The organism is Prosthecobacter sp. SYSU 5D2, from assembly GCF_039655865.1.
Taxonomy (GTDB): Bacteria; Verrucomicrobiota; Verrucomicrobiia; order Verrucomicrobiales; family Verrucomicrobiaceae; genus Prosthecobacter.
The window spans coordinates 346,266-370,223 of sequence record NZ_JBBYXL010000001.1; the positions used below are offsets into that span (position 1 = coordinate 346,266).

28 protein-coding genes are annotated in these 23,958 nt (G+C 59.5%); 14 read left to right on the top strand and 14 right to left on the bottom strand.

All coding sequences use genetic code 11. The annotated features are described in order from the left end of the window. Positions 1-45 precede the first annotated feature (45 nt). From rpsR to WJU23_RS01530, 6 genes are all read right to left on the bottom strand, one after another. Positions 46-285: a 30S ribosomal protein S18 gene (rpsR, locus tag WJU23_RS01505; RefSeq protein ID WP_346330756.1), complete on the bottom strand. Its 240-nt coding sequence runs from the start codon at positions 283-285 to the stop codon at positions 46-48. Positions 286-303: 18 nt separating this feature from the next. Continuing rightward, positions 304-477: a 50S ribosomal protein L33 gene (gene rpmG / locus WJU23_RS01510; RefSeq protein ID WP_184209577.1), complete on the bottom strand. Its 174-nt coding sequence runs from the start codon at positions 475-477 to the stop codon at positions 304-306. A gap of 23 nt (positions 478-500) precedes the next feature. After that, entirely contained in the window at positions 501-1,502 is a 1,002-nt protein-coding gene (locus tag WJU23_RS01515; RefSeq protein ID WP_346330757.1) for a TraR/DksA C4-type zinc finger protein, read from the bottom strand. A gap of 148 nt (positions 1,503-1,650) precedes the next feature. Then, positions 1,651-2,205, bottom strand: a complete 555-nt coding sequence (locus tag WJU23_RS01520; RefSeq protein WP_346330758.1) for a sigma-70 family RNA polymerase sigma factor — start codon at positions 2,203-2,205, stop codon at positions 1,651-1,653. An 11-nt stretch (positions 2,206-2,216) separates the two neighbouring features. Next, positions 2,217-2,546 (bottom strand): hypothetical protein, encoded by a 330-nt coding sequence (locus WJU23_RS01525; protein WP_346330759.1) that lies wholly within the window; start codon positions 2,544-2,546, stop codon positions 2,217-2,219. Between the two features lie 52 nt (positions 2,547-2,598). Continuing rightward, on the bottom strand, positions 2,599-5,316 hold the full coding sequence (locus tag WJU23_RS01530) for an ATP-dependent DNA ligase (RefSeq protein WP_346330760.1): 2,718 nt from the start codon (positions 5,314-5,316) through the stop codon (positions 2,599-2,601). A gap of 91 nt (positions 5,317-5,407) precedes the next feature. Here WJU23_RS01530 and WJU23_RS01535 point away from each other — a divergent pair, with 91 nt between their 5' ends. From WJU23_RS01535 to WJU23_RS01580, 10 genes are all read left to right on the top strand, one after another. Then, the gene (locus WJU23_RS01535; RefSeq protein ID WP_346330761.1) at positions 5,408-6,277 is read left to right on the top strand and encodes a hypothetical protein; all 870 of its coding nucleotides are present in this window, start codon (positions 5,408-5,410) and stop codon (positions 6,275-6,277) included. 107 nt (positions 6,278-6,384) lie between these two features. Next, on the top strand, positions 6,385-6,633 hold the full coding sequence (locus WJU23_RS01540; RefSeq protein ID WP_346330762.1) for a hypothetical protein: 249 nt from the start codon (positions 6,385-6,387) through the stop codon (positions 6,631-6,633). Positions 6,634-6,689: 56 nt separating this feature from the next. Then, positions 6,690-6,995 carry a hypothetical protein gene (locus WJU23_RS01545; RefSeq protein WP_346330763.1) on the top strand — a complete coding sequence of 102 codons (306 nt, stop codon included), beginning with the start codon at positions 6,690-6,692 and terminating at the stop codon, positions 6,993-6,995. Positions 6,996-7,003: 8 nt separating this feature from the next. Further along, positions 7,004-7,477 carry a hypothetical protein gene (locus WJU23_RS01550; RefSeq protein WP_346330764.1) on the top strand — a complete coding sequence of 158 codons (474 nt, stop codon included), beginning with the start codon at positions 7,004-7,006 and terminating at the stop codon, positions 7,475-7,477. Beyond that, positions 7,474-8,049 (top strand): sigma-70 family RNA polymerase sigma factor, encoded by a 576-nt coding sequence (locus WJU23_RS01555; RefSeq protein ID WP_346330765.1) that lies wholly within the window; start codon positions 7,474-7,476, stop codon positions 8,047-8,049. Before WJU23_RS01550 ends, WJU23_RS01555 begins: the two co-directional genes overlap by 4 nt. A gap of 88 nt (positions 8,050-8,137) precedes the next feature. Beyond that, on the top strand, positions 8,138-8,716 hold the full coding sequence (pgsA, locus tag WJU23_RS01560) for a CDP-diacylglycerol--glycerol-3-phosphate 3-phosphatidyltransferase (protein WP_346330766.1): 579 nt from the start codon (positions 8,138-8,140) through the stop codon (positions 8,714-8,716). A gap of 38 nt (positions 8,717-8,754) precedes the next feature. Further along, positions 8,755-8,964: an addiction module protein gene (locus WJU23_RS01565; RefSeq protein ID WP_346330767.1), complete on the top strand. Its 210-nt coding sequence runs from the start codon at positions 8,755-8,757 to the stop codon at positions 8,962-8,964. Between the two features lie 62 nt (positions 8,965-9,026). Beyond that, entirely contained in the window at positions 9,027-9,272 is a 246-nt protein-coding gene (locus tag WJU23_RS01570) for a hypothetical protein (protein ID WP_346330768.1), read from the top strand. Between the two features lie 31 nt (positions 9,273-9,303). Beyond that, positions 9,304-9,768 carry a RidA family protein gene (locus WJU23_RS01575; RefSeq protein WP_346330769.1) on the top strand — a complete coding sequence of 155 codons (465 nt, stop codon included), beginning with the start codon at positions 9,304-9,306 and terminating at the stop codon, positions 9,766-9,768. After that, entirely contained in the window at positions 9,765-10,709 is a 945-nt protein-coding gene (locus WJU23_RS01580; RefSeq protein ID WP_346330770.1) for an alpha/beta hydrolase, read from the top strand. Before WJU23_RS01575 ends, WJU23_RS01580 begins: the two co-directional genes overlap by 4 nt. Before the next feature lie 24 nt (positions 10,710-10,733). Here the strand turns inward: WJU23_RS01580 and WJU23_RS01585 are convergent, their stop codons facing one another. The 4 genes from WJU23_RS01585 to WJU23_RS01600 are packed head-to-tail and all read right to left on the bottom strand — an operon-like array spanning position 10,734 to position 14,385. Continuing rightward, positions 10,734-10,916 carry a CPXCG motif-containing cysteine-rich protein gene (locus WJU23_RS01585; RefSeq protein WP_346330771.1) on the bottom strand — a complete coding sequence of 61 codons (183 nt, stop codon included), beginning with the start codon at positions 10,914-10,916 and terminating at the stop codon, positions 10,734-10,736. 3 nt (positions 10,917-10,919) lie between these two features. Next, positions 10,920-11,381 carry an SRPBCC family protein gene (locus tag WJU23_RS01590; protein WP_346330772.1) on the bottom strand — a complete coding sequence of 154 codons (462 nt, stop codon included), beginning with the start codon at positions 11,379-11,381 and terminating at the stop codon, positions 10,920-10,922. 41 nt (positions 11,382-11,422) lie between these two features. Further along, the gene (locus tag WJU23_RS01595) at positions 11,423-13,660 is read right to left on the bottom strand and encodes an FAD-dependent oxidoreductase (protein ID WP_346330773.1); all 2,238 of its coding nucleotides are present in this window, start codon (positions 13,658-13,660) and stop codon (positions 11,423-11,425) included. Next, entirely contained in the window at positions 13,657-14,385 is a 729-nt protein-coding gene (locus tag WJU23_RS01600) for an SDR family oxidoreductase (RefSeq protein ID WP_346330774.1), read from the bottom strand. Before WJU23_RS01600 ends, WJU23_RS01595 begins: the two co-directional genes overlap by 4 nt. A 257-nt stretch (positions 14,386-14,642) precedes the next feature. Here WJU23_RS01600 and WJU23_RS01605 point away from each other — a divergent pair, with 257 nt between their 5' ends. Both WJU23_RS01605 and WJU23_RS01610 read left to right on the top strand, forming a co-directional pair. Then, positions 14,643-14,984 carry a hypothetical protein gene (locus tag WJU23_RS01605; RefSeq protein ID WP_346330775.1) on the top strand — a complete coding sequence of 114 codons (342 nt, stop codon included), beginning with the start codon at positions 14,643-14,645 and terminating at the stop codon, positions 14,982-14,984. Between the two features lie 81 nt (positions 14,985-15,065). After that, positions 15,066-17,168: a prolyl oligopeptidase family serine peptidase gene (locus tag WJU23_RS01610; protein ID WP_346330776.1), complete on the top strand. Its 2,103-nt coding sequence runs from the start codon at positions 15,066-15,068 to the stop codon at positions 17,166-17,168. Between the two features lie 39 nt (positions 17,169-17,207). Here the strand turns inward: WJU23_RS01610 and WJU23_RS01615 are convergent, their stop codons facing one another. The 4 genes from WJU23_RS01615 to WJU23_RS01630 form a co-directional block, all read right to left on the bottom strand. Beyond that, positions 17,208-19,058 carry an amidohydrolase gene (locus WJU23_RS01615; RefSeq protein WP_346330777.1) on the bottom strand — a complete coding sequence of 617 codons (1,851 nt, stop codon included), beginning with the start codon at positions 19,056-19,058 and terminating at the stop codon, positions 17,208-17,210. 31 nt (positions 19,059-19,089) lie between these two features. Continuing rightward, entirely contained in the window at positions 19,090-20,451 is a 1,362-nt protein-coding gene (locus WJU23_RS01620; RefSeq protein ID WP_346330778.1) for an alginate export family protein, read from the bottom strand. A 19-nt stretch (positions 20,452-20,470) separates the two neighbouring features. Next, on the bottom strand, positions 20,471-21,004 hold the full coding sequence (locus WJU23_RS01625; protein ID WP_346330779.1) for an antibiotic biosynthesis monooxygenase: 534 nt from the start codon (positions 21,002-21,004) through the stop codon (positions 20,471-20,473). Positions 21,005-21,093: 89 nt separating this feature from the next. Continuing rightward, on the bottom strand, positions 21,094-21,771 hold the full coding sequence (locus WJU23_RS01630; RefSeq protein ID WP_346330780.1) for a hydrolase: 678 nt from the start codon (positions 21,769-21,771) through the stop codon (positions 21,094-21,096). A 130-nt stretch (positions 21,772-21,901) separates the two neighbouring features. On the opposite strand from WJU23_RS01630, the gene WJU23_RS01635 reads away from it, so the two are divergent. Both WJU23_RS01635 and WJU23_RS01640 read left to right on the top strand, forming a co-directional pair. Further along, a complete protein-coding gene (locus tag WJU23_RS01635) occupies positions 21,902-22,255 on the top strand; it encodes a helix-turn-helix domain-containing protein (RefSeq protein ID WP_346330781.1) in 354 nt (117 codons plus the stop codon). A gap of 64 nt (positions 22,256-22,319) precedes the next feature. Further along, positions 22,320-23,789 (top strand): sulfatase, encoded by a 1,470-nt coding sequence (locus WJU23_RS01640; RefSeq protein WP_346330782.1) that lies wholly within the window; start codon positions 22,320-22,322, stop codon positions 23,787-23,789. Positions 23,790-23,958: the final 169 nt, after the last annotated feature.

Consider the following 23,958-nt stretch of genomic DNA (forward strand, 5'->3'; position numbering starts at 1 on the left):
GCGAGCAACAGTGGGAAATGAATGATGAAACGGCTATGGATCTGCTCAAGGGAGCAGGTTCACAGCGCGGGCACGCTTCACTTCGCGGGTGACCTTGCGATGCAGCCAGGCCGGGAGACCGGTGGTGCGGCGGGGGATCAGCTTGCCTGTTTCCGTGAGGAAGCGGGTAAGCAGCTCAGGGTTGGTGTAGATGAGCTTCTCGACCGGAATGTCCATCCGGCGGCGGGGCATCCGGCGGTTGTTCTTGCGGAGGGAGATGAGGCGTTCGGTAGTCTTGGGTTGCATGACAGGGAAGGCAGCAGATTAGCGGATCTCGCGGTGCAGGGTGCGACGCTTGAGGAAGTGGTTGAATTTCACTTTTTCAAGACGGCCGGGAGTGCGGGGGCTTTTTTTGTTGCGAGTGCTGACGTAACGGGACGTGGGCATGCCCTCCGCCTTAGCTTCCGTGCATTCGAGGATGATGATTTCGCGTGCCATAAAATTGGGGTCGGGAGACTAGACTACTCTTTGCTGAAGTCAAGCGACTCATTACTATTGCCGCTGGAAGAGGTCGTGGTTTCCTCTTCGTCGCGGTCGTCGTCGGCGTCGTCGGCGGCCTCATCGAGGCCGAAAAGGGAGCGGACGGGACGGTTCCAACGGCCGCCACGCTGTTCACGCTCAAGGCGTTCCTGGCAGACGACGGTGAAGCGGGTGAAGGGAAGGGCTTCGAGGCGTTCCTCGGAGATGGTCTCACCGGACATTTCGCAAATTCCATACATGCCGACATCAATACGCTTTAGGGCCTCATTGATTTCGTAAATGGCGTCCTGCTCCTTGGCCAGGAGGCTGAGGGCGAAATCGCGGTCATAAGCATCGCTGCCGGCATCCGCCTGGTGCATGCCGAAAGCGGAGGAATCCCCGCCTTCATTGCCACGCAGGTTTTCTTTGGTCACGCCTTCAGCGGAATTGAGGTAGGCATCGCGAAGTTCAGCGAGGCGCTGGCGCTGCTTTTTGAGGAAGGCGGCGGGAAGAACCGGTTTCTTCGGCGGAGACTCCATGGTGATGCCTTCATCCTCAGCGCGGCCGGTGCGGCGGACGTTGGTGATTTTCGGAGCTGGCGGCGCGGCCTTGCTCTTGACAGGTGCGGCAGCTTTTTCAGGCTTGGGGGCCGGGGCGGCTTTTTTGGCAGTCACAGGCTTGGCTACAACGGCTTTTTTTGCCGGAGCCTCAGCTTTGACCGGAGCTTCTTTTTTGGCAGGGGCTTTTTTCACAGCCTCTTTTTTGGCCGGAGCAGTTTTTGTCGCAGCCGTCTTGGCAGCAGGTTTCGAGGCAGTTTTGGCAGGGGCTTTCTTCACAGGGGGAGATTTCTTGGGCGCGGGTTTCGCCGCCTTCTTCACGGGCTGGGCCGGGGGTTTGGGAGCGGATTTGACGCCCTTGACCACCTTTTTGGAGGTTGGTTTGACAGGGGCTTTTTTCGCAGCTTTGGCCGGAGCTTTGGGCGCTGGCTTCTTTTTCGCAGGCATGGCTCGTGAGGTTGGTGGCGTTGTTTCGCTAACATTCCGCCAGTCTTGTTACGGGCGGAAAAGAGCGCGGATAGTGAAGTGCTTTGGTAAAAATGGCAACCGGAATCCCTCGCAGAATTTACCTCCGCTTTGTAAGAAGGCAGAAAAATCAGCGTGTGGCGCTGATTTCCCGGTGGAGCCAGGCACGGGCATACGCCCAGTCCCGCTTGGCGGTGGGCTCCGATACGCCGAGAACTTCCGCCGCTTCGGCAAAGGTGAGACCGACGAAATAGTGCAGTTTCACCAGCTCGGCCTTGCGGGCATCTTCGGCGGCGAGCTTGTCCAGAGCGTCATGCACGGCCAGCAGTTCATCATCCTGGACGGCGGGGGCGGCGATCTGCAAAGAGTCCTCCAGCTCGACATGCTCCTTCCCTGCCCCGTGGCGGACGGCCTGGCGCTTGCGGGCACGATCAATCAAAATCCGGCGCATGGCCTCCGCCGCCGCTCCGAAGAAGTGGGAGCGGTTTTGGAATCTGGCATCGCCGAGGCGGAGCCAGGCTTCATGAACCAGAGCAGTGGCCTGCAGTGTCTGGCCTGGCAGCTCACGCGCCATCTTGGCGGCGGCGACGCGGCGCAGCTCGGCATAGACTTCTGCCAGCAGCTGGTTAGGCGCATCCGCATGGCCCTGCTGGCAGGACTGGAGGAGGAGGGTAATCTGGTTCATGACGGCGGCATTCAAACCCAAAGGGAGGCGGAGACCAAGGCCAAACCGAGCAGACCAGTACTAAGCAGGGAGACGGCCACACGACGCTGCCGCACGGCGGTGACGAGACTCTGCAAGGCGAGACCGAGGCCGGGCAGGCCGCAAAAGAGCCAGGCGGCGAGGGCGAAGGGCTGGACGAGGAGGATCATGAGCAGCCTATGATGGACGGTTTCAAATCCTGTGAGAAAGAGAGACTGGCAGGCCAGCCAGCCGCCGGCCAGGGAGAGGGTGAGAAGGAGCAGGCTGGTGATGAGATCACGGGCCAGGCGCGGAGAGGCGGCAGTATAGGTTTCGAGGTTCATGCCTCCTCATGCGTGGACGATGGAAGAAGCGGATCATCCGTCTGAGATTTTCTTATGCAGGCAGCACGCCGGCCAGTTTTTGCGCATAGGCCAGGGTGTCAATATCCTCGGGCCCCTTGTCTGTACGGATGGCCTTGATGCGGGGAAAGCGGAGGGAGAGACCGCTGTCATGACGGGTGCTGGCCTGGATGGAATCAAAGGCGATCTCCAGGACGGTGTCCGGGATGACGGTGCGCACGCTGCCTTTCTGCGCGAGGGTGGTGGAAGTGAAGTGCTCGGTAAGGGTCTCGATCTCCGCATCGGTGAGGCCGGAATAAGCCTTGCCGATGATGCGGTGGGCACCGTGCTCATCGCGGACGGCAAAGGTATAGTCACTGAGCACATGGCTGCGCTTGCCATGACCCTGCTCCGCTTTAACCACGACGACATCCAGGGTGGCGAAGGCTTTTTTGAGCTTCAGCCAGGACTTGCCGCGACGGCCGGGGGAATAAGGGCTGGCGGGGTCTTTGGCAATGAGGCCTTCGTTATTGCGACGGCGGGCGGCCATGAAGGCGGCCTCGATCTCCACTTCCGAACATGCCTGGTGGACCTCGATCAAAGACAGGCCCGCAGGCAAGGCGAGGGATTCGAGAGCGAGGCGCCTTTGGGTGAGAGGCTGCTCCAGCAAGGAGCTGCCATTTTTCCAAAGCAGGTCAAAGACGACGTAACGGACGCTGATGTCGCTAGGCAGGAAGAGGTCCGCCTGGTCCCGGCGGCCTAACCGCTTTTGCAAATCAAAAAATGAGAGCTTTTTATCCTCAGCATAGGCGATGATCTCGCCATCGAGAATCACCTCATCTTGAAGCCGGTCAGCGGCCTGGAGGATTTCCGGAAATTGGGCGCTGACGAGTTTTAAATCGCGCGTGAAGATTTCTATCTGTGTGGCGCTGCGATGAAGCTGCGCACGGATGCCATCGTATTTGTCCTCCAGCCAGATTTGGGCGGGAGCGCCTGGCTCTGCGGCCGTAAGACGCTGCCAGATGTCGGCGGCGGTTTCTTCCGGGGAGGCGAGCATGACCTTGAGCGGCACGAGGGGGCGCGGGGCGGCCTCATGCAGGCGGGCGTCTTTGGCCAGCAGGGCGGCGTGGCCGATATCACCGGTGAGCATGGCGGCTTCCCGGACGGCATCCGCAGGCTGCTGGAAGGCGGCGGCGACGGCTTCTTCAATGAGCCCTTCTTTGGATCCCATGCGCAGCTCCCCGGTCATGAGACGGACGAGCCAGGAGCCGGTGTGCGGGCTGAGGGTGACGAGGCGCTCGCGCAGGAGTTTTGCCTTTGGCACGGGCCCGCGTGCCTCACGCAAGGCGCGGAAGAACTGGTCTGTGGCCTGAAGGTCCATGGGCTCAGGCGTCAGGGGAACGCGGCCCAAGACGAGGAAGGCGGTGCGGCCGGCATCGGCCTGGCTGCGGGAGAGGGTGCGGTATTCAGCATCGCTGAGGCCGGAGAGCTCCTGCAAGGCACGGCGGATGATGGCCCAGCCGGTGTTCAAGGGACCTTCCGGGCTAGCGGGATCAAACAGCAGGCCAGCGCAGTAACGGACCGCCAATGGCAAGTCGGCCTCCTGCGGCAAGGCGCGGAGGTAATCCGCCAGCACGGTCACCTTTTTTAAGCGGGATGATTCCGCAGCGGCGAGCGCGCAGACCTGGGCCCAGCGGGCGAAACTTTCCGGGACTTCTTCGCCGGATTCAGGCATTTGCGATGACTCCGGAGCCAGAGCCGTTTTTTGAACAATGTTTTCTAATGGTATCTCTAACTGGTCAGCGCGTTCGAGTGTCCAGGCTTCATAACCTCGGGCGCGGAGATCGGCGGCGAACTCCTGGGTATAACCATGGACGAGATACACCCGGCGCGGACATACGGTCTCCACGGTTTCCAGGAGTTCCGGGTAGTCGGCGTGGTCGCTGAGGGGGAAAACTTCATCCACCTGGTAGCGGTATTTGGCCCCGGGCTGCATGGCCCAGCCGCTGAGCATGGCGGTGCGGCAGGTCTTGAGCTTGCGCAGGGCCAGGCTGCGCGCGCCGCTGGGGGGAAAGAGGAGCACATGGCCCGCGGCCTGGGCGGGATCGAACAGGCGGTAGCGGGGCAGTTTGCCCAAAAGGGGTGCCACAACTTCAGTCATTTCCAGGATGGCTTTGTGGACCATGACCGGCAGCCCGGCGTCCCCCAGGGCGCAGAGGATCTCCTGGGCCTTGCCTAACGAATAACCTAACAAGACCGGAATGCCGCCGTCATCCAGCGTTTCATGCACCCACTTCAGCATGGCGGCCACGGTTTCCGCCGTCGGCGGGAAATGGAACTGCGGGAGGCCAAAAGTGGTCTCCATAATGAGGGTGTCCGCCGGAAGGAGCTCGCACCGCTCGGAACTGAGGCCCTGGCGCAGCTTGTAATCCCCGGTGTAAAGCAGCGTGGCGCCATCCGCAACACGGGTCAGGTGCAGCATGGCGGACCCGACAATGTGCCCCGCCGGAAAAAGTCGCAGCTGCCAGCCCTCCCACTCAAAGACCTGCCGCATGGGCAGCGCCTGAAAGGAACTGCTATCGCTCACGCCATACCGGGCCCTCATCAGTTCCAGCGTCAGCTCCGATGAAAAAGTGAGCCGGTGTCGCGCCACGTGGTCACTGTGCGCATGTGAGATGAACGCCCGCTCCACGCCAAAATGCGGGTCCAGCCACAAGTCCGCCTCCGGCAGATAGATGCCTTTGCGGTGAGTGACGGTGAGGAGGGGAGACATGGAGAAGGACTATGTTACGTATGGCTTAGGCGGCGGGATGAATACGCACGACGGCTGTATGGGAATCGCTCTTCGCCACGTTAGAGGGCGGATGAAATTTTATATTGGAACCGTCCTGCTCCTGACCTCCAGCCTGCTTGCCCAGACGCCACCCCTGCCTGACCTTTACGCAATACCTGAGGATCTGGTTATTCCACCCGTCACAGAAGGAGCACCGTCAGCAGGCCACCGGGTGCGCCAGACCACCGCAGGCTGGGAGGGCACGGAGGTCCACCATGTGCTGTATCTGCCCCGCGACTGGGAGGCGGGAAAGACGTGGCCGGTCATTGTGGAGTATGCGGGCAATGGCGGGTATAGCAACAAACATGGAGACGTGAGCCATGGCACCGTGGATGGCAGCCGGCTGGGCTATGGGGTGAGCGGGGGCGAAGGCTGCCTGTGGCTGTGCCTGCCGTATGTGGAAAAGACGGAAGGCACGAAGCAAAATGCCATCAAATGGTGGGGGGATGTAGAGGAGACGAAACGTTACTGCCATGCGACACTGAAGAACGTGTGCGCCAAGTATGGCGGCGACCCGGAGCGGGTGGTGCTAGCGGGATTTTCGCGCGGCAGCATCGCATGCAATTACATTGGGCTGCATGATGATGAGGTTGCGAAACTCTGGTGCGGATTCATCTGTCACAGCCATTACGACGGCGTGCTTACAAGCTGGCCATATGGAGGGGCGGACCGTGAGGCAGCGCTGGTGCGGCTGAAGCGGCTGAAAGGCAGGCCGCAGTTCATCAGCCATGAGGGCAGTGTGCAGGCCACTGAGAATTGGCTGCGCAGCACGCGGGAGACGGCAGACTGGACTTTTGTGCCACTGCCCTTTCGCAATCACACGGATGCCTGGGTGCTGCGGGATCTGCCGGAGCGGAAACGGCTGCGGGACTGGTTTTCAAGGGTGGTGGAAAAAAAGTGAAAAACTTTGAGGGGTCAACGAGGCGGCGGGGTAGCACCCCATGAAGACGCACCAACCGGCGGCTTCAACCAACCAACCCAAACAAACTAAACCACCTAACTACAACCATGAAGAAACTGACCCTCTCCTTTGCCGCTGCCGCCCTGATGATGACCGGCGTGAGCTGCTCCACCCCGAACACGGATTCTGGCGGCCGCCGCTATCACACCTCTCCCATCCCGATCAAAAACCGCACAGGCATCAGCTGGACGGACACGCGCACCCAGACACCGGCTTACCAAAACAGCCAGGTGCGCTATCACCACTCCTCTGCGCCGATCGCCAGCAAAACTGGGCTCCAGATCGCCCGCCGCTAAGTGCTTGCGCCCTGAGCCTAGCCGACTTGTGTGATGCTTATCCCCTTTCACCTGCCATGAACACACCCGACGATCCCCTCGACGAGCTGCTGTCGCAATGGCAGGTGCATGGGGAGGCCCAGCCTTCTTTTCAAAGGAAGGTATGGGCGCGCATCGCCGCCGGGGAGGCGGATCCGGGCCTGTGGGACAGGCTGGCCGCATTTCTCATCCAGCCGCGCGGCTGGATGGTGGCGGCAGCAGCCTCAGTGCTCATCGGAGCCAGCGTAGCCTGGATGGAGACAAGGCCAAGCGGGCTGAACCCTCATGAGGCATATGTGCGGTCCATCAGCCCCTTTGCCTCCCAGCATCTGGCATCGCACTGAGGCATGGCATGAAAGTACGCGAAAAACTGTTCTTCATGGCCCTGGCCGTCATTATCCTGGCCTATGGGACGCATGAACTGGTGATCTACCTGAGGCCCGCACCCCCCTCCCCGCGCCAGATCGGCCTGGAGTGGCTGCGGCAGGAGTACAAGATCCCAGATGAGGCGTATGAAAAAATCGCCGCTTTGCACCAGGAGTATTTCGTCCGCTGTGACGAGATGTGCGCAACCATGGAACGCGCCCACCGCCCGCTGCTCCAGCGCAGCCGCAAACCCGTCTCCCAGGAGATGCAGGCCGCCGCGATAAAGCGCGAAAAAGCCGTGTGCGAAAACTGCCTGGAGAACATGGTTCTCCATCTAAACACGGTGGCCGCGCTCATGCCCCCTGCCGAGGGCGAGCGCTTTCTCAAAGACATCCTGCCTGAAGTCATCAACCCTCCCGAGCTGCAAAAACTGCGCTCCCAGGTGAACCCCCTTCAATGACTGCACCCGAGGACGACGAGGACATCCATCTCATGATCGCCCTGGCGGGAGGCAATGACCCTGCTCTGAACGTCCTGATGCGCCGCTGGCACGTGCGCCTCACCGGCTACCTGGACCGCCTCTGCGGCAGCCATGCCACGGCCTGCGACCTGGCACAGGAAACTTTCGTCCGGGTGTACAAACACAGGCACCGCTTCCGCCCCGCGCAGAAGTTTTCCACCTGGCTCTTCGCCATCGCCACAAACCTAGCACGCAACCATGCACGGTGGCAAAAACGCCATCCCGTAACGCTTATGGAGCCGGAGCAGGTCTCTGGCCTGCCGCTAGAATGCGAACTCCCCTGCCCCAGCGGCAGCCTGGAACAGCAGGAGCGCGCCGCCGCCGTGCGGGATGCGATTCTTAAACTGCCCCCGGAACAAAAGGAAACGCTCATCCTCTCCACCTATGAAGGCATGAGCCATGCGGAAATCGCCGAAATCATGGACACCACTGAAAAAGTGGTGGAAATGCGGCTGTACCGGGCAAGGAAGCACCTGAAGGAGCTGTTGCAGCCCTTTTTGAAAAGCGCCTGAAAATGGCTGACGTTTCCGTCACAAACCCAAGCCGCCCATTGACAGAGGGGGCCAGTCCCCGGTAACTCAAGGGAGTCTCCCGCCCATCATGAACCTGCCCAATAAGCTCACCCTCGCACGCCTTGTGCTGACGGGGTTTTTTGTGGCCTGTTTCTATCTGCCATGGGCGAATTCGTATTCGATTGCGGTCATCATTTTTGGCATTGCTAGCTACACGGATTATCTGGATGGCAAAATCGCCAGGGACAGAAATCTGGTGACCAATTTTGGCAAACTCTTTGATCCCCTGGCGGACAAGATCCTCATCGCGGCGGCTTTTATTTTGCTGTCCGTGGACAAGACCATTCCCTCATGGATAACCATTGCCATCCTCTCGCGGGAGTTCTTCGTCACCGGCATCCGCCAGATCGCCGCCGGCCAGGGGGCTGTGCTGGCAGCGGAAAAACTGGGCAAGCACAAGATGGTCTGGCAGATCATCACCGTCCTCTTCTTTATGCTCACCGCCGCCTCCAACGAGCCCCTGTTTGGCTTTCTGAAACCCGTCCTGGCCCCTTCCGCCGTGCATGACTGGGTCGGCGGCTTCATCATTTATTTCACTACGGCGCTGACGCTGGTTTCCGGGTTCAGCTACTTTTGGAAAAACCGGCACTTGTTTAACGATGCGTGACACACAGGTAGAAATATGCTAGGTATTCAGTAATGGTTGTGGAATCCATTCCAGCATTGTCACAACTGACATCTGACGAGCGCCTCATCCTCGCGGCGGAGCTTTGGCGGGAAAATGCCGTCACCACGGATGACGAAGCCGATCCGAAAATCGTCAACATGCTTCGCGAGCGGCTCGAACGTTATCAGACGCGTCCTGAGGCCGTTTCCACGTGGGCTGAGGTCAAAGCCAGACTTGCGGCTCAATGACACGACCTGAGCTGATCTGGACAGCGGATGGAGAGGCCGATCTTCAAAAGCTTTAGGAATGGATGGAAGACCACTCCGATGGAGCGGGAGACCATTTCATTGTCGTGGTGGACAGCGCCCTTGAACTGCTACGCTCTTTTCCCGAAATGGCACCCATGTATGCTCACCCCTTCCGGAGGCTGCTCATCGGCAAGCGTGGGATAGGCCTCTTTTATGCCATCGAAGGACGGCGAATCGTTGTCCACGCGATCACCTTCCTAAGTGGCGACAGTTCACAGATTCAGCGGCGGCTTGGATTGTGGTCTTGAGATTATTGACGGACTTCGTTATTTTCAGGAAATGTCCGCCGAAGCCCAACTCACTGCCCTGGAAATCACGCTGCCTCCTGCTCCGCCGAAGGGGGGGATTTATAAGCCGGTCGTCGTGGTCGGAAACATTGCCTACCTTTCGGGCCATGGACCTTATCTGGCGGATGGCGGGATGATCCGCGGGCGCGTGGGCGAGGACCTTGACCTGGCCGAGGCGAATGCAGCGGCACGTCAAACAGGACTCGCCATGCTGGCCACGCTGCAAAAGGAACTGGGCAGCCTGGACCGCATCAAGCGGGTGGTGAAACTGCTGGGCATGGTCAATTCCACCCCGGAATTCTCCGACCATCCCAAGGTCATCAACGGCTGCAGCGAACTCTTTGCCCAGGTTTGGGGCGATGAAAACGGCATCGGTGCCCGCAGTGCCGTGGGCATGGGCTCGTTGCCCGGACAGATCGCCGTGGAGATCGAAGGCATCTTTGAGTTGCATCCGTGAGCGCTGATAAAAATCGGCGGATCCTGCGGCATCTTCTGTGTCTGACCAGCCTGGCGCTGTTTTCCTTGGTTCTTCAGGCTGCGGCTCTCACTCCGGCGGAGACTTCTTTGAAAAAGCTTCTCGGCGAGGACACTCCCGATCCCATCCCTCTCTGGCCGGAAAAACCACCGCGTTTCACTGAAAAGGCGCCGCCGGAAAAGGTGAATAAAAACGCGCAGATTACGATGATCTCCGTGCCCACGATCACGCCCTATCTGGCACCCAAAGAATCGCGCACCGGCATGGCCATCATCATCTGTCCGGGCGGCGGATATGGTGCCATGGACTGGCGCACGCATGTGGTGTATGCGGCGCAGGTATTCAATCCCATGGGTGTGTCCGTCATCGGACTCAAGTATCGCACACGTCCGCCGAACATGGGCAAAAACGAGGACATTCAGGCCATCGCTCTCCTGGATGCAAAACGCGCCATCCGCACCGTACGGCACCACGCGAAGGACTGGGGCATTGATCCGCAAAAGGTCGGCATCGCCGGCTACTCCGCAGGAGGGAATATCAGCATGAACCTCGCCGCTAATTTTGACATTGGCGACCCGGCAGCGGCGGACCGCATCGAACGCCAGAGCAGCCGTCCTGATTTTGCCGTGGGCCTGGCCATCTGGCACTGGCGGCAAAAGACCTCCCCATTCGTCTTCCGCAAAGATGGCCCCCCTGTGTTTCTCGTTCACGCCACCAATGACGGGATCACCGGCGGCGCTCCGATTGAGCTGCCGCGACAGATCAAAGCGGACCTGGAAAAGTTGGGTGTGCCAGTGCATATGGCGGTCTTTGATGAAGGCGCGCACGGCGTGGGCAACCTGATCCCGCAACGTGTGAAAAACGGCTTCCCTCCGGCGAAGTGGCCGGAGCTGCTGGCAGAGTGGCTCAAAACCCTTCGTTAGGCCAACCTGGCCTCATGACGTGGCTCAGTCATTCAGACCATAGGCCAGGCCCACGACCTCGCCATCCTCTTCATCAAAGGAGATGCGCATGGGGCGGCAGCAGACTTCGCAGTCATAATCCACATCGCAGGGCGTTTCGGTGACGAAAGGCGCAGGGACCTCGAACTCCTCAAAGCATGAGGGGCAGGTGACAGGAACAGTATTCATAGCTCAGTTACCGAAACGTTTTAACAGTTCCTGCTGGCGGTAGCGAAACACTTTTTCGTGCATCGGCTGCACATACATCGCATGGGCGATCTCACTAAATGGCCAAAAGGGCAGTGCATACACCACATGATCGGAGACCTCCGTGTGGGTCTCTGAGACAGCCCGGAAGCTGTGCCGGTGATGCCACAGTTTATAAGGGCCGAAGCGCTGCTCATCCAGAAAGTACTCGCGAGGCACAACCTGCTTGATTTCCGTCACCCAGGTCCGGTAAATGAAGGGTGCGAGCTGTAAACGATACCAGATAAGCTGGCCCGGATGCACGGGCCCCAAATCTCCGCCCAGAGTCTGGAACCGCATGTCCGGCGGGGTGATCTCGTTGAGATTCGCCGGATTGGAAAAGAAGGCCCAGGCCTGCTCCAGCGGGATGGGAAGGACCTGGGACTGGCGGAATTCGCGGAGATGCATGTCACCTTTACGTGGCTGGAGAGGCGACGGGCGGAAATGGTTTATTGAGGAGGCTGCAGGCGGTCCGGGACATTGTCATCCTCCTGGTCAAAGGGCAGCATATCTTCAGAATCGGCAGCGGGGCTGGCGTTTGGTATCCATTCTTCGCTGAGACAAAGAGCACGCCAGAGGTGCTGGGCGCATTCCGCCCGCGTTAGCGGATGGTCGCGTCGGTCTTTGTCCAGCAGTCCTGGCGATGCAGGCAGCCCCAGCGCCGTGAGCCAGCCATGCAGCGTGCTCCAGGTGACTTCTGCGTCAGGATCAAAGGAAGACTTTTGAGGGCCAAAGTCACCCCAGGAAATGAGGGCTTCAATGAACACGCGATCTGGTTTATTGACAGGCACATCGCTAAACTTAGCGTCAGCTAATTCTGGCCAGTCTTTCGCCTGGCGGGTGGCCCGGTGCAGCCTGGTCAGGGTGCAGGCCAGTTCACGGCGGGTCACGGTTTTGGCAGGCTTGAAAAATACGCTGTCCACCTCCGGCACCCAGACGCGCCGCACGGCGAGCAGGTTGGCTGCTTCAAAATGCGCATCATCCGGCAGCACATCCTGCCAGGGGAAAATGAGCACACCCGGACCGCCGTGGCCGCACACGAGTTTATGCTGAAGTTCACGCACCTGCGCCATGGAGGCCGCCACCTCACGCGGCTGACGTTCCTCCCGCAGGGACATCCAGGCCAGAGTGGCACTGGCCTGCCCGATGAGCATCATCTGGTTATGCAGCCGCAGGGCCGACTGCACCACGCTGCTGACGCCGATGTTTTTCCCTGCGCCTAACAAGCCGTTCATCTCCACCGGCACCAGGCCGCGCAGCGGAAACACGGCGCGGTCCGTATCCGTATGCCAGCCACGGGATTCCGTATGCACATACTGCCAGGCCCCGCTGCGGTCATCGGAAAGGAATTTCCGGCGGGTGGGGTGGAAATCAATATTGAACTGGAAACCCAGGATGGCATCCACCGGCAGCACCTTGGCCCATTTCGGCTCTTTGGCATCGGCACGGATGTGAGTTTCACTGAGCATGGCCAGGGCTTCCAGCCGCAGTCCCTCGCGGATGTAGGGTTTCGGCGGCAGCCGGTCGGCGGTGCCAAATTCATCCGTCAGCTCCATGTAGCGGAAAGACTGGGAAAAGTCGCCCACACGCTCATGCACCTTCGTCTGCAGATGATGCAGAAAACTGAGCGAATGAGCTTTGGCATCGTCAAAAATGATCCTCCTCTGAGCGGGTGTGAGCTCAACGATGTTCTTTTTCGATGCTCCCTTTTCAGTCTTTTCCAGCGCATCCACCACCGGTTGCGGGAGCTGGCATAACGGATAGTCTTGTACCGGCCAGTTTAAAAAAGTGGCCTCCGTCCCCGGGGCGAACTCGTTGTGCCAGCGGTCCACCAACCGACGGTGAGTGTAAATGCTCCAGCCGCTTTTCGCATAGATGCCCGCGCTCATGTCGCTGTCCACCCACGGCGGTGTTCTGTCCACGGCGGCAAATGAACGCGGATCATAAGTGGCAGGTGCCGGTATGACACTGTCCTTTCCCGCCTCACGCAAAACCACGCACCAGGAAAGCGGGTTCATCTCCTGGCGGCCCGCTTCATCAAAGGCCTCCGGCGCACTCGGTTCATTGAAGCGTGAACGCAGATCCGGCCCGGCTCCATACCGAGCCCCGCTGAGGCGGATGACATCGCCCCAGTCTGACGCATCCATGGTTAGGCTCGCCTTCACGGTCAGTGGTGACCGCTTGCCATCTGTGTGCTGAAAATCCACCCCGGTCACCTTTACATCCGCGACATGGACTTTCACCGGCTCCCAGCCGCGCTCGATCCGCAATACCCCGCTCTCCACATACGGCTTTAGAAGATCCTCAAAAATAGCCGCCGCCGCCGCAGGCTCAATGGTATCGGTTCCGCAATAGGCATTGCCAGGGGTTGCCTTTCCATAGGTGGCGGAATTGTGCGCACGGATGCGCTGCACCACTTCAGCAAACAGGCCGCTGCGAGGAAAATTCACCCGCTTGCCTTCCACCGTGGTCCATTCATCCAGGCAGCCCACTCCCTCCGCGCTGAACTGCCCGCCTAACCACCGGATGTCATTCACCAGCACGATTTTCTTCACCCCCAACCGCGCCGCCTGCACCGCCGCCGCACAGGCTGATTCATTGCCCCCGACGATGAGCAGATCCGCCTGCACGATCTCTGTGCGAGCCACGGTGGTTAGCAGAAATAGAAAAAATAGAACGGGTTTCATAGCTGTGTCATGGGCTGCACCATGGGCCAGAGGGTGAGTTCTTCAGTCACCAGATGATCCGGTGCATCGGCCAGATCCACAATCACCCGCCCCAGGTCCGCCGGGGAGATGCAGCGCGCCAGAATGTCCGCGTCTCGCGGAGGCAGACCGGCGGCGTCCGTGAAGTCCGTCTGGCCCCAGGAGGGCAGAATGCTCGTCACCCTCACCCCATGCGGGCGCAACTCCGTGAGCAGGCATTTGCTAAACATGAGCAATCCAGCCTTGGCAGCCGAATACACGCTCCACCCCGGCCAGGCATGTTTGGAGCAGGCGCTGCCAATGTTAACAATCAATCCGCTCCCCTGCTTCTGCATGATGCCCGCCGCCCTTGCGCAGCCCAGCATGGCCCCGGTCAGATTGCTGGCGATGGACTGGACGATGTTCCCATCCTGGAGGCCGCTTACCGGGCCTATTTGCACCCCTTCCCCGGCGTTGTTCACCAGCACATCCAGCCGGCCCGTTTCAGTCATCACCGTTTCCATTAGCCGGTCCCAGGCTGCTCCATCTGCCACATCGGCGACAAAGGCTTGCGCACCGATGCGCCCGGCAGCCGCATTCAGCACCTGTTCATTGCGCCCGGTGATCCACACCCGCGCCCCCGCCTTAACAAAGGCTTCCGCAATGCCGGCTCCATAACCGCGTGAGCCACCCGTGACGATGACTGTTTTGTTGTTCATTGAGCTCATGGTTGAAAAGATATATCGCGACAAACCGATCTGTTTTCAGAAAAAAGGCTCATCCCGTGGCGGTGCCGTGGATTTCAGGACCGGTGGACCGCCAGCCGATTCGTTCGCTGGTCAAGTATGGCCGCATCGTGCAACGCCATGCCGGGACTCTGTCTCAAAAACTAGGCTGGTCCGGCTGATAAAGCGCACTGAATTTGCCGAATCACCAAACCAAGGTTGTCGCCGCGCTCGTAACGTGGCAGGATTCGCCCACCACCATGCCACTCGCTGTTTATCACATCCTCCACATCGTCGGTCTCATCCTCGTTTTCATCGGCTTCGGAGCGCTGCTTTCTTCTGAAGGAGCCAAGTCCTCCATGAAATGGCACGGCACCGGCCTGCTGCTCAGCTTGGTCTCCGGCTTCGGCATGCTCGCCAAGATGGGTATCATGGGTGCCATGCCCGTGTGGGTATACATCAAGCTGGGCCTGTGGCTCGTGCTGGGCGTCCTGCCGGTGTTGGCCAAGCGCCGAGTGGTGAAACCTGTGGTCGTGGTCTTCGTCGCCGCCATGATTGGTGCCTTCATGGGTTACCTGGGCTATTTGAAGCCCGTCTGGTAATCCCCTGTCCGCTTTCTATTTGGAAACGCACGAAGTGGACGCCGCTTCGTGCGTTTACCTTTTTATCCAGTGACCGTAGTTATGAAAACGCTCTTTTTCTGCCTGATGTCCGCCACCGCACTCGCCCAGCCTCTGACCTACCCTGAAACCCGCCAGGACAAGTCCGTGGTGGACACCTACCACGGCACCGAGGTGGCCGATCCCTTCCGCTGGCTGGAGGATGACAACAGCGAGGAAACCAAGGCCTGGGTGAAGGCACAAAACGAGGTCACTTTTGGTTACCTCAACAAGCTGCCCAAGCGCGACGAGCTGCGCGCCCGTCTGGAAAAGCTGTGGAACTACGAGCGTGTAGGAGCCCCCTTTGAAGAAGGCGGACGCTGGTTTTTCAACCGCAATTCCGGCCTGCAAAACCAGAGCGTCTTTTATGTGACGGAAAGCCTGGATGCCGAACCGCGCATTTTGTTAGACCCGAATACGCTTTCCAAAGACGGCACCACCTCCCTGACCGAGACCGCCCCCAGCCCGAATGGCAAACTGCTGGTCTATGGTCTGTCCAAAGCCGGCAGCGACTGGCAGGAGTTCCGCGTCAAGGACATTGATACTGGCAAGGACCGAGAGGACGTGCTGGAGTGGATCAAGTTCAGCGGAGCCTCCTGGGCCAAGGACAGCAGCGGTTTTTACTACAGCCGCTATCCGCAGCCTGCCGAAGGCGCCGCCCTGACCGAGGCCAACAAAAACCAGAAGGTCTATTTCCACAAGCTCGGCACACCGCAGAGCGAGGACCGCCTGGTGTATGAACGCCCGGACCAGCCCGACTGGGGCCTTCACGCTTACGTCACCGATGACGGCCATTACCTTACCTTCACCGTCACCGAAGGCACAGACCCGAAGAAGCGCATTTTCTACAAAGACCTCACCGAGGCCGATGGCAAGGTCATTGAGCTGCTGAATGACTTCGATGCCTCTTATGGCTTCATTGACAACGTCGGCACGGTCTTCTATTTCCGCACAGACCTTGACGCGCCCCGCTACCGCGTCATCGCCATTGACGTGACCCAACCCGCCCGTGAAAACTGGCGCGAGATCCTCCCTCAGACGGCAGACAAACTCGACGGAGTCTCCATCGTCGGCGACCAGATCCTCTGCGAATACCTGAAGGATGCCCGCTCACACATGCGCGCCTTTGATCTGGAAGGCAAACTCATCCGCGACATCGAGCTGCCCGGCATCGGCACCGTCGGCGGTTTTGGTGGCCGCCGCCGCGACAAAACCACCTTCTACGCATTCACCAGCTTCACCACGCCAGGTGCCATTTACCGCTACGACATCGACAGCGGCAAGAGCACCCTTTATCGCGAGCCCAAGGTGGACTTCGACGGCAGTCTGTACGAGACCAAACAAGTCTTCGCCACCAGCAAAGACGGCACCCGCGTGCCCATGTTCATCGTCCATAAAAAAGGCCTCAAGCTGGACGGCAACAACGCCACCCTGCTTTACGGTTACGGAGGTTTCAACATCAGCCTCACGCCCAGCTTTTCCATCGGCCGCAGCGTGTGGCTGGAAATGGGTGGAGTCTATGCCATGGCCAACCTGCGCGGCGGCGGCGAATACGGCGCCGACTGGCACCAGGCTGGCACCAAACTGACCAAACAGAACGTCTTCGATGACTTCATCGCCTGTGCGGAGCATCTCCAAAAAGAAGGTTATACCTCCCCGAAAAAACTGGCCATCATGGGGGGCAGCAACGGCGGCCTGCTCGTCGGTGCCTGCATGACACAGCGTCCGGAACTCTTCGGCGCGGCCCTGCCTGCCGTCGGCGTCATGGACATGCTGCGCTTCCATAACTTCACCATCGGCTGGGCCTGGAAGAGCGACTACGGCAGCAGCGAAAACGCCGACCAGTTCAAAGCCCTCTACGCCTACTCCCCGCTGCACAATTTAAAACCCGGCACCCGTTACCCCGCCACGATGGTCACCACCGCCGACCATGACGACCGCGTCGTCCCCGCCCACAGTTTTAAATTCGCCGCCCGCCTCCAGGAATGCCAGGCCAATGACGGCCCGCCCGTGCTCATCCGCATCGAGACCAGCGCCGGCCACGGTGCCGGAACCGCCCTCACCAAGGTCATCGAAGAAACCGCCGATGAATGGGCGTTTTTGCATGAGGTGCTGGGGATGGAGTGAGTGAGCATCCAGCCCAAGCACCGTCCTGGTGACCTGTTCCTAGAACGCAAAACAATCGCAGCCTGATCCCCACAGCTGTCCCATCGGCTTGGGTTCGGTCGCAGCGCCGCTTCTCCGCATCACCCTCGGGGTGGCCCAGGGTGCAAACGAGATCGCCCGTTCATTGCGGATAAAACCCGGTGCTCCATACCCGCCAAACTTCGCCACAGGTGACCAGTCTGGGGTCACCGGCAGCTCTGGCGGGGCAAGGTCTTTAAACTCCCCTTCCCCCCAAACCGGCTGACCACCCAGCAAAGTAAGCACGCTGTGCAGTCCTTTGATCTCCTCGTCAGGCACGCTGAAAAAATCGCCACTGAGCACAATCAGATCCGCCAGTTGCCCAGGCTTCAGAGTGCCCTTCTTCTCCTCATCCCGGCTGAACCAGGCACTGCCCTGGGTATAAAGGCGCAGCGCCTCTTCACGGCTCAGGCAGTTCTTTTCAGGATACAGACCCAGCCCTCCCACCGTCCTGCCCGTGACCAGCCAGTATAGCGAATTCCAGGGATTGTAGTTGGCCACGCGGGTGGCATCCGTCCCCGCTCCCACCGGCACGCCCATCTCCAGCATGCGCCGCACCGGCGGTGTCCGCTCCGCCGCAGCCGCCCCGTAACGGTCCACATAATATTCCCCCTGAAACGCCATGCGGTGCTGGATGGCAATACCTCCACCCAATGCCTTTACCCGCTCGATATTCTTGTCGCTGATCGTCTCGCAATGATCAAAGAACCAGTGCAACCCCTCGAGTGGTGCCTCCTGGTTCACCTCCTCAAAAACATTCAGAAACCGCGTGATGCTCTCGTCATACGTGGCATGCAGACGAAATGGCCAGCGGTTCCTGGCCAGCAGCGCCACCACGTCCTTCAATTCAGTCTCCAGCGTCGGCGGCAGGTCCGGGCGTGGCTCCAAAAAGTCCTCAAAATCCGCCGCGCTAAACACCAGCATCTCACCGGCACCGTTCACCCGGTAATAATCATCTCCCGCATCCGGCTTGGTCATCCCAATCCAGCGGGCAAAGTCATCCTTCTCCTGCCCCTTGTTTTGCGTGAACAGATTGTAAGCGATGCGCAGCGTCAGCTCACCTCTCTTGTGCAGTTCCGTCACCACTTCGTAGTCATCGGGATAGTTCTGAAACCCGCCGCCTGCATCACAAACACTGGTTAGGCCCAGCCGGTTCAGTTCCCGCATGAAATGACGCGTGGAATTGTACTGATACTCGATCGGCAGCTTTGGCCCCTTCGCCAGCGTGGCATACAGGATCATCGCATTCGGCCGCGCGATCAGTAGCCCGGTCGGGTCGCCATTTTTGTCCCGCTGGATTTCACCGCCGGGCGGATTTGGCGAGTTCCGGTCATACCCCACCGCCTTTAGTGCTGCACGGTTCAGCATCGCGTGGCAGTACAGATGCAGAATGAAAACCGGCGTGTCCGGCGCCGCCTTGTTGATCTCCTCCAGCGTCGGCATCCGCCTTTCCGCAAACTGGAACTCGCTCCACCCGCCCACCACCCGCACCCACTGGGGCGCAGGCGTGCGCTCTGCCTGGATCTTCAGCAAGGCCAGCGCATCAGACAGAGAGGTCACCCCATCCCAACGCAGCTCCAGGTTGTAGTTCAGCCCTCCCCGGATCACGTGCAGATGGCTGTCGTATAACCCAGGCACCACACGGCGTCCTTTCAGGTCTATACGCCTTGTTTGCGGTGTTGAAATGTCAGCGTACTCTTCCCCTTCATCCAGCCCCAAAATACGCCCTCCACCAATCGCCAGATTGCTTGCCTCCGGATAATCTGGATCCAGCGTGGTGATGCGTCCATTGTATAAAATGAGGTCAGCTTGGGTTGTGGTATCGAGGGACATAATGTGTGGAGGTTGTATGGTTAAAAGACTTTCAAAATTCCAGCCGTGCCGCGATCTGCAGATAGTCCACGCTCTTACCGCCCACCGCCGTGAGCGAGAGCCCGGCCTCATGATGAGTGTACCCTATCGCCACATTAAAAGCCGGGTGTGGATCCCAGCTCAGGGCCAGATTGTAGGCAGTGCCCAGATACCTTTCCCCCTGGGGAGCCGCACCCGCCAGAGCGTTTAGCGGCGGTCCATAAACCGCATCATCGGAATCATACCGCCAAAGAAAGTTCACCCCCACGGTCAGGGCCAGCGTGTGATGAATCTCCAGAATGAGATAAGGGTTCAGGTTCCAAAGATTGGAAGGCGAGACAAATCCCCCTTCGTTGAAATAGTTGTTCGCCTGAAAAAGCGGATTGAAGGTGTGGCTGTGACCGCCGCCCTGGCCACCCGTTATCAGGTCTCCCTTAAAGCCCAGCAACGGCCTCAACATTGCCTCCTTGAAAATCCTCCCCACGCCCAGGCTGGCCGCACCGGCCAGGATTTCCTTTTCTCCGCTTCTTCCCGCCTGAAAAATGAACTCGTTGTTATACCGCCACCGCTCCGTACTGCCAGCCCAGCGCATGCCAAACGTATGCCGGATCTCCGCCATGCCCGGACTCAGCGGGGCATCGTCCTGTCTCAGTCCTAGATAGTACAAATCCACCTCGTGACCTTGACCAAACGGAGACGGCCCCGTCGCATACAGCCCCCAGAGCCGGGTCTGGTGAAAATAGGAGCTGTTGTCAAACGCTCCTGGGGAGATCTTCACTGGCGAGGCCAGCAAAGCATCCACCCGCCAGCCCTCTGACCGCCAGGATAGCCTCAATGCATCATGACTTAGCCTTTGATTGGCACCCTCCCGGTGTGCCAGAAGCCGGCCTGATCCATAATAAAGCACCTGTCTTCCCGCCCGCATCACCAGCTCACCTTCTCCCAGTTCCCACCTTGTCTGTACATACATTTGCAGCAGATCCAGCCCGTCCTCATCCACCGGGGCCAGTGCTGCCCGTTTCCCCTGCATCTCCCCCCACGTTAGCTCAGCCGCCAGCGTAAACTCCCGCTCATAGGCCAACGACATGAACGCCTGAATCCGATGATGCACCCAGGCATCCTTGCTCAATCCAACAAACCCAAAGTCTGGATTCCGATAGGCCTCGGCCATTGTCCTCGCATGCCCGGCCAGGTGTGCCTGCCAGCTTTTGCTTTCCAGTGGGCTCCATTCCTGCACAAATAAAGATTCAGCCGGTGGGGGCACCTTGTCCCAGGGCTCCAGCATAACCGTTTGCCCTTGTGTCCCTACGGTAACCGCAGCACCCAGCAGTGCCCAAAGAGGCCTGCAGATTCGTGCGGGTATGCGCAGTTTCATGGTAACGGGTCATCATCATTCATTCACTCGGATGCAGCCAGGAGTGCATCAGCTTCGTCACTGCCGGCATCACCAGCCAAGTCAGACACACCACCATGCATCCGGAGATGATCAGTGCGGCCAGCGGCTTCGGCAGACTGTGCAGTTGCGGGGCCAGGACCATGCCCAGCAGCAGGCTCGTCGGATAAACCCCAGCCCAGGTCGCCAGGGCCATCTTCCACCGTGGCGGTCGCGGCGCATCCGGTTGGCGGAACCACGCCTCCAGCCCATGCAGATCCCGGAAATCCGGGGCCCCGTCCGTCAGATGGGCGATCTCCTTTTCCCATTCCAAATAAAGTGCCGAGGCATAAAACGCATCCCGGTCCTGCGCCGTGGCAAACGTGCGCAGGATTCCATACTCAGGATGCTTCGCCCCCGGTGCCGGATGCAGCATCTGCACACCTTGGGTCCCCTTCACATCCAGAGACCGCCGGGCAAAATGACTCAGCCTTTCTTCAAACTCCGCCTCACTTCCTGGGCGGACGCGGCGGGTGATGGCGACATGGATGCTCATATATAATTAGAGTTATGGAAAAACGGCAGGCGCGCAGAATCCGGCAGCAGTCAAGACAGCCCCGCATTCCGCGCGCCCTCGAAACGTGATCAATGCTTCAAACCGCCCGTCACCACCTGCGGCACCTGGGCAGACTGCGCCGCTTTGTGTACCATCGTGTAGGCATACTCCACGCCCACGCCATAAGCCCCGCCCTGCTCTTTCAGGATGCTCATCAGGCTGTTGTAATGCTCACGGTTCTTCCAGTCCCGCTGCCATTCCAGCAGCGCCGGGATGCTCGTCACCCGTGTGGCTCCCGCCTGCACCATCCGGCTCATCGCCGCCTCATGCGCCGCTGGCGATGTCGCCCCGCAGCAGTCCTCCACCACATAAATGTTATACCCTGCACCGATCATCTCAATTGTTGGCCAGGTCACGCACACCTCCGTCCACAGCCCGGTCATCAGGATGTTCTTCTTGCCCGTAGCCTCAATCGCCGCACGGAATCCCGCATCATCCCAGGAGTTCATGGATGTGCGCTCCACAATCGGCTGTCCTGGAAACACATCCAGCAGTTGCGGCCAGATGTAGCCGCTGAAGGATTCCGTCTCCACCGCTGTCAGCACTGCCGGCACATTAAATTCTTTGGCCACCCGGGCCAGCAAAGTCACATTGTTGATGAGTGTCGCCCGGTCAATGTTGGCGACCCCGAAAGTCATCTGCGGCTGGTGGTCAATGAAAACCACGGCGGTATCTTCAGCAGTATAGAGTTGGTGATAATGGCTCATAGGACGGTGAATCGAATTGTTTTGATTTGACTGACTGCACTTCCATAATGACGCAGAACAAGATCCGCACAATTAGGCACAAAAAAGTGCCTGCTTGCTGGCACCCTTAGCTCTGTGCTCATACACCCTTATGAAGGAAACCAGAATTCAGTGTGACGTAGAGGAACTGCTGCGCCTCATCGGCGGCAGGTGGAAGGTGGTACTCATCCGTGAGCTGGAAAACGGCCCCCGCCGCCACGGCCAGCTCCTCCGCAGTCTCACCGGCATCACGCAGAAGATGCTCACCCAGCGCCTCCGTGAACTGGAAACCGACGGCCTCATTCAGCGCCGGGATTTTCTCGAAGGGCGTGTGAAACTGGTCGAGTATTCCCTCACGGAGTGGGGGTGCAATGTCATGGAAATCATCATGCACATCCACCATTGGGCCGCAGCCAACCATGACAGCCTCAGTGGCAAACAGGCAGCCGTGACACTCCATTCGTGATCACCCCACAAAACCCGAATCCTTTTTTGACAAAAGGCCTGCCGCACCATCGTTACCCACCGCCATGCTACGCTCCTTCTTTTGCTTCCTCCTCCTGGCCGCCGCCTGCCACGCCGCAGACCGGCCTAACGTCCTGTTCGTTCTCTGCGATGACCTCCGTCAGGACGCCCTCGGCTGCTACGGGTCCAAGCATGTCAAGACTCCCCACATTGACCGTCTGGCCAATGAGGGCGTCCTTTTCCAGAACGCTTTCTGCACCACCTCCCTCTGTTCTCCCAGCCGCGCCTCCATCCTCAGCGGACTTTATGCCCACACGCATGGCGTGACCAATAACTTCACTGAGTATCCCGCCGCCATGGACAGCTTCCCCCAGGTGCTGCAAAAGGCCGGCTATGCCACCGCCTACATCGGCAAATATCACATGGGCGAGGAAAACGATGAACCCCGCCCCGGCTATGATTATTTCGTCACCCACAAAGGCCAGGGCAAATACTTCGATACCGAGTTCAACTTCCACGGCAAGAAGCGCGAGGTCGTCAAAGGCTACTACACCACCGTCGTCACCGACATGACGCTGGACTGGCTGAAGCAACAGAAGGCCTCCAAGCCCTGGTGCATGTTCCTCGGCCACAAGGCCCCCCACAGCTTCTACACCCCGGAGCCGAAATACGAGCACACCTTTGACGACGTCCGCGTCCCCTACCCTGCCACCGCCTTCCAGCTGGATGACAAGCCCAAGTGGATCAAAGAGCGCCTCTACACCTGGCACGGCATTTACGGCCCCCTCTTCGACTGGCGCAAAAAATTCCCCGATGACCGTCCCGAAGCTGTGAAGGACTTCGAAAACATGGTCCACGGCTACTGGGGCACCGTCCTCAGCGTGGATGACAGTATGGGCCGCCTGCGCGCCTATTTAGAAGAAACCGGCCAGCTCGATAACACCCTCATCGTCTTCATGGGCGACAACGGCCTGCTCGAAGGCGAGCACGGCATGGTGGACAAGCGCACCGCCCACGAGGCCAGCCTCAGCATTCCCATCGTAGCCCGCTATCCTGCCCTCACCAAAGCGGCCAAAAAGATCCCCCAGCAGGTCCTCACCGTGGATATGGCCCCCAGTGTTCTGGAGCTTTGCGGCGCTCCCGCCCTCCCCAAAATCCATGGCAAATCCTGGGCCAAACTTGTCAAAGAAGGCGACCCCGACTGGCGCAAAAGCTGGTTCTACCACTACAACTACGAGAAACAGTTCCCCTACACCCCCAACGTCCGTGCCATCCGCACCGACGAGTGGAAATACATCCATTACCCCCATGGCAACGGCAGCCCCGACCGCCACCTCGCCGAGCTTTACAATCTGAAGGACGATCCCGGCGAAACCAAAAATCTCATCGGCAAGCCCGAACTCGCCAGCAAAGTCGCCAAGCTCCAGGCAGAGCTCGCCAAGCTCATGGCCGCCACCGGCCTCACCCCCGCCACCGACAAGATGCCCCTGGACGAAGGAATCAAAACCGCCCTCCCCGACGCCAAAATCCGCTGATCCAGCAAGGAGATGCCTTGCCAAGCGCCCTCTTACCCTGCCGCCAGGTGACCCCGCCCGCCAATCCTTGCACTCGCAGTTGCGAAGCATCCCTGAGTGCGGGGGAAGAGAAGCCCGGAGCCATCGGGCTTCGGCGACACCGCTTTCACCGGAGCGGATAATGTCCCTC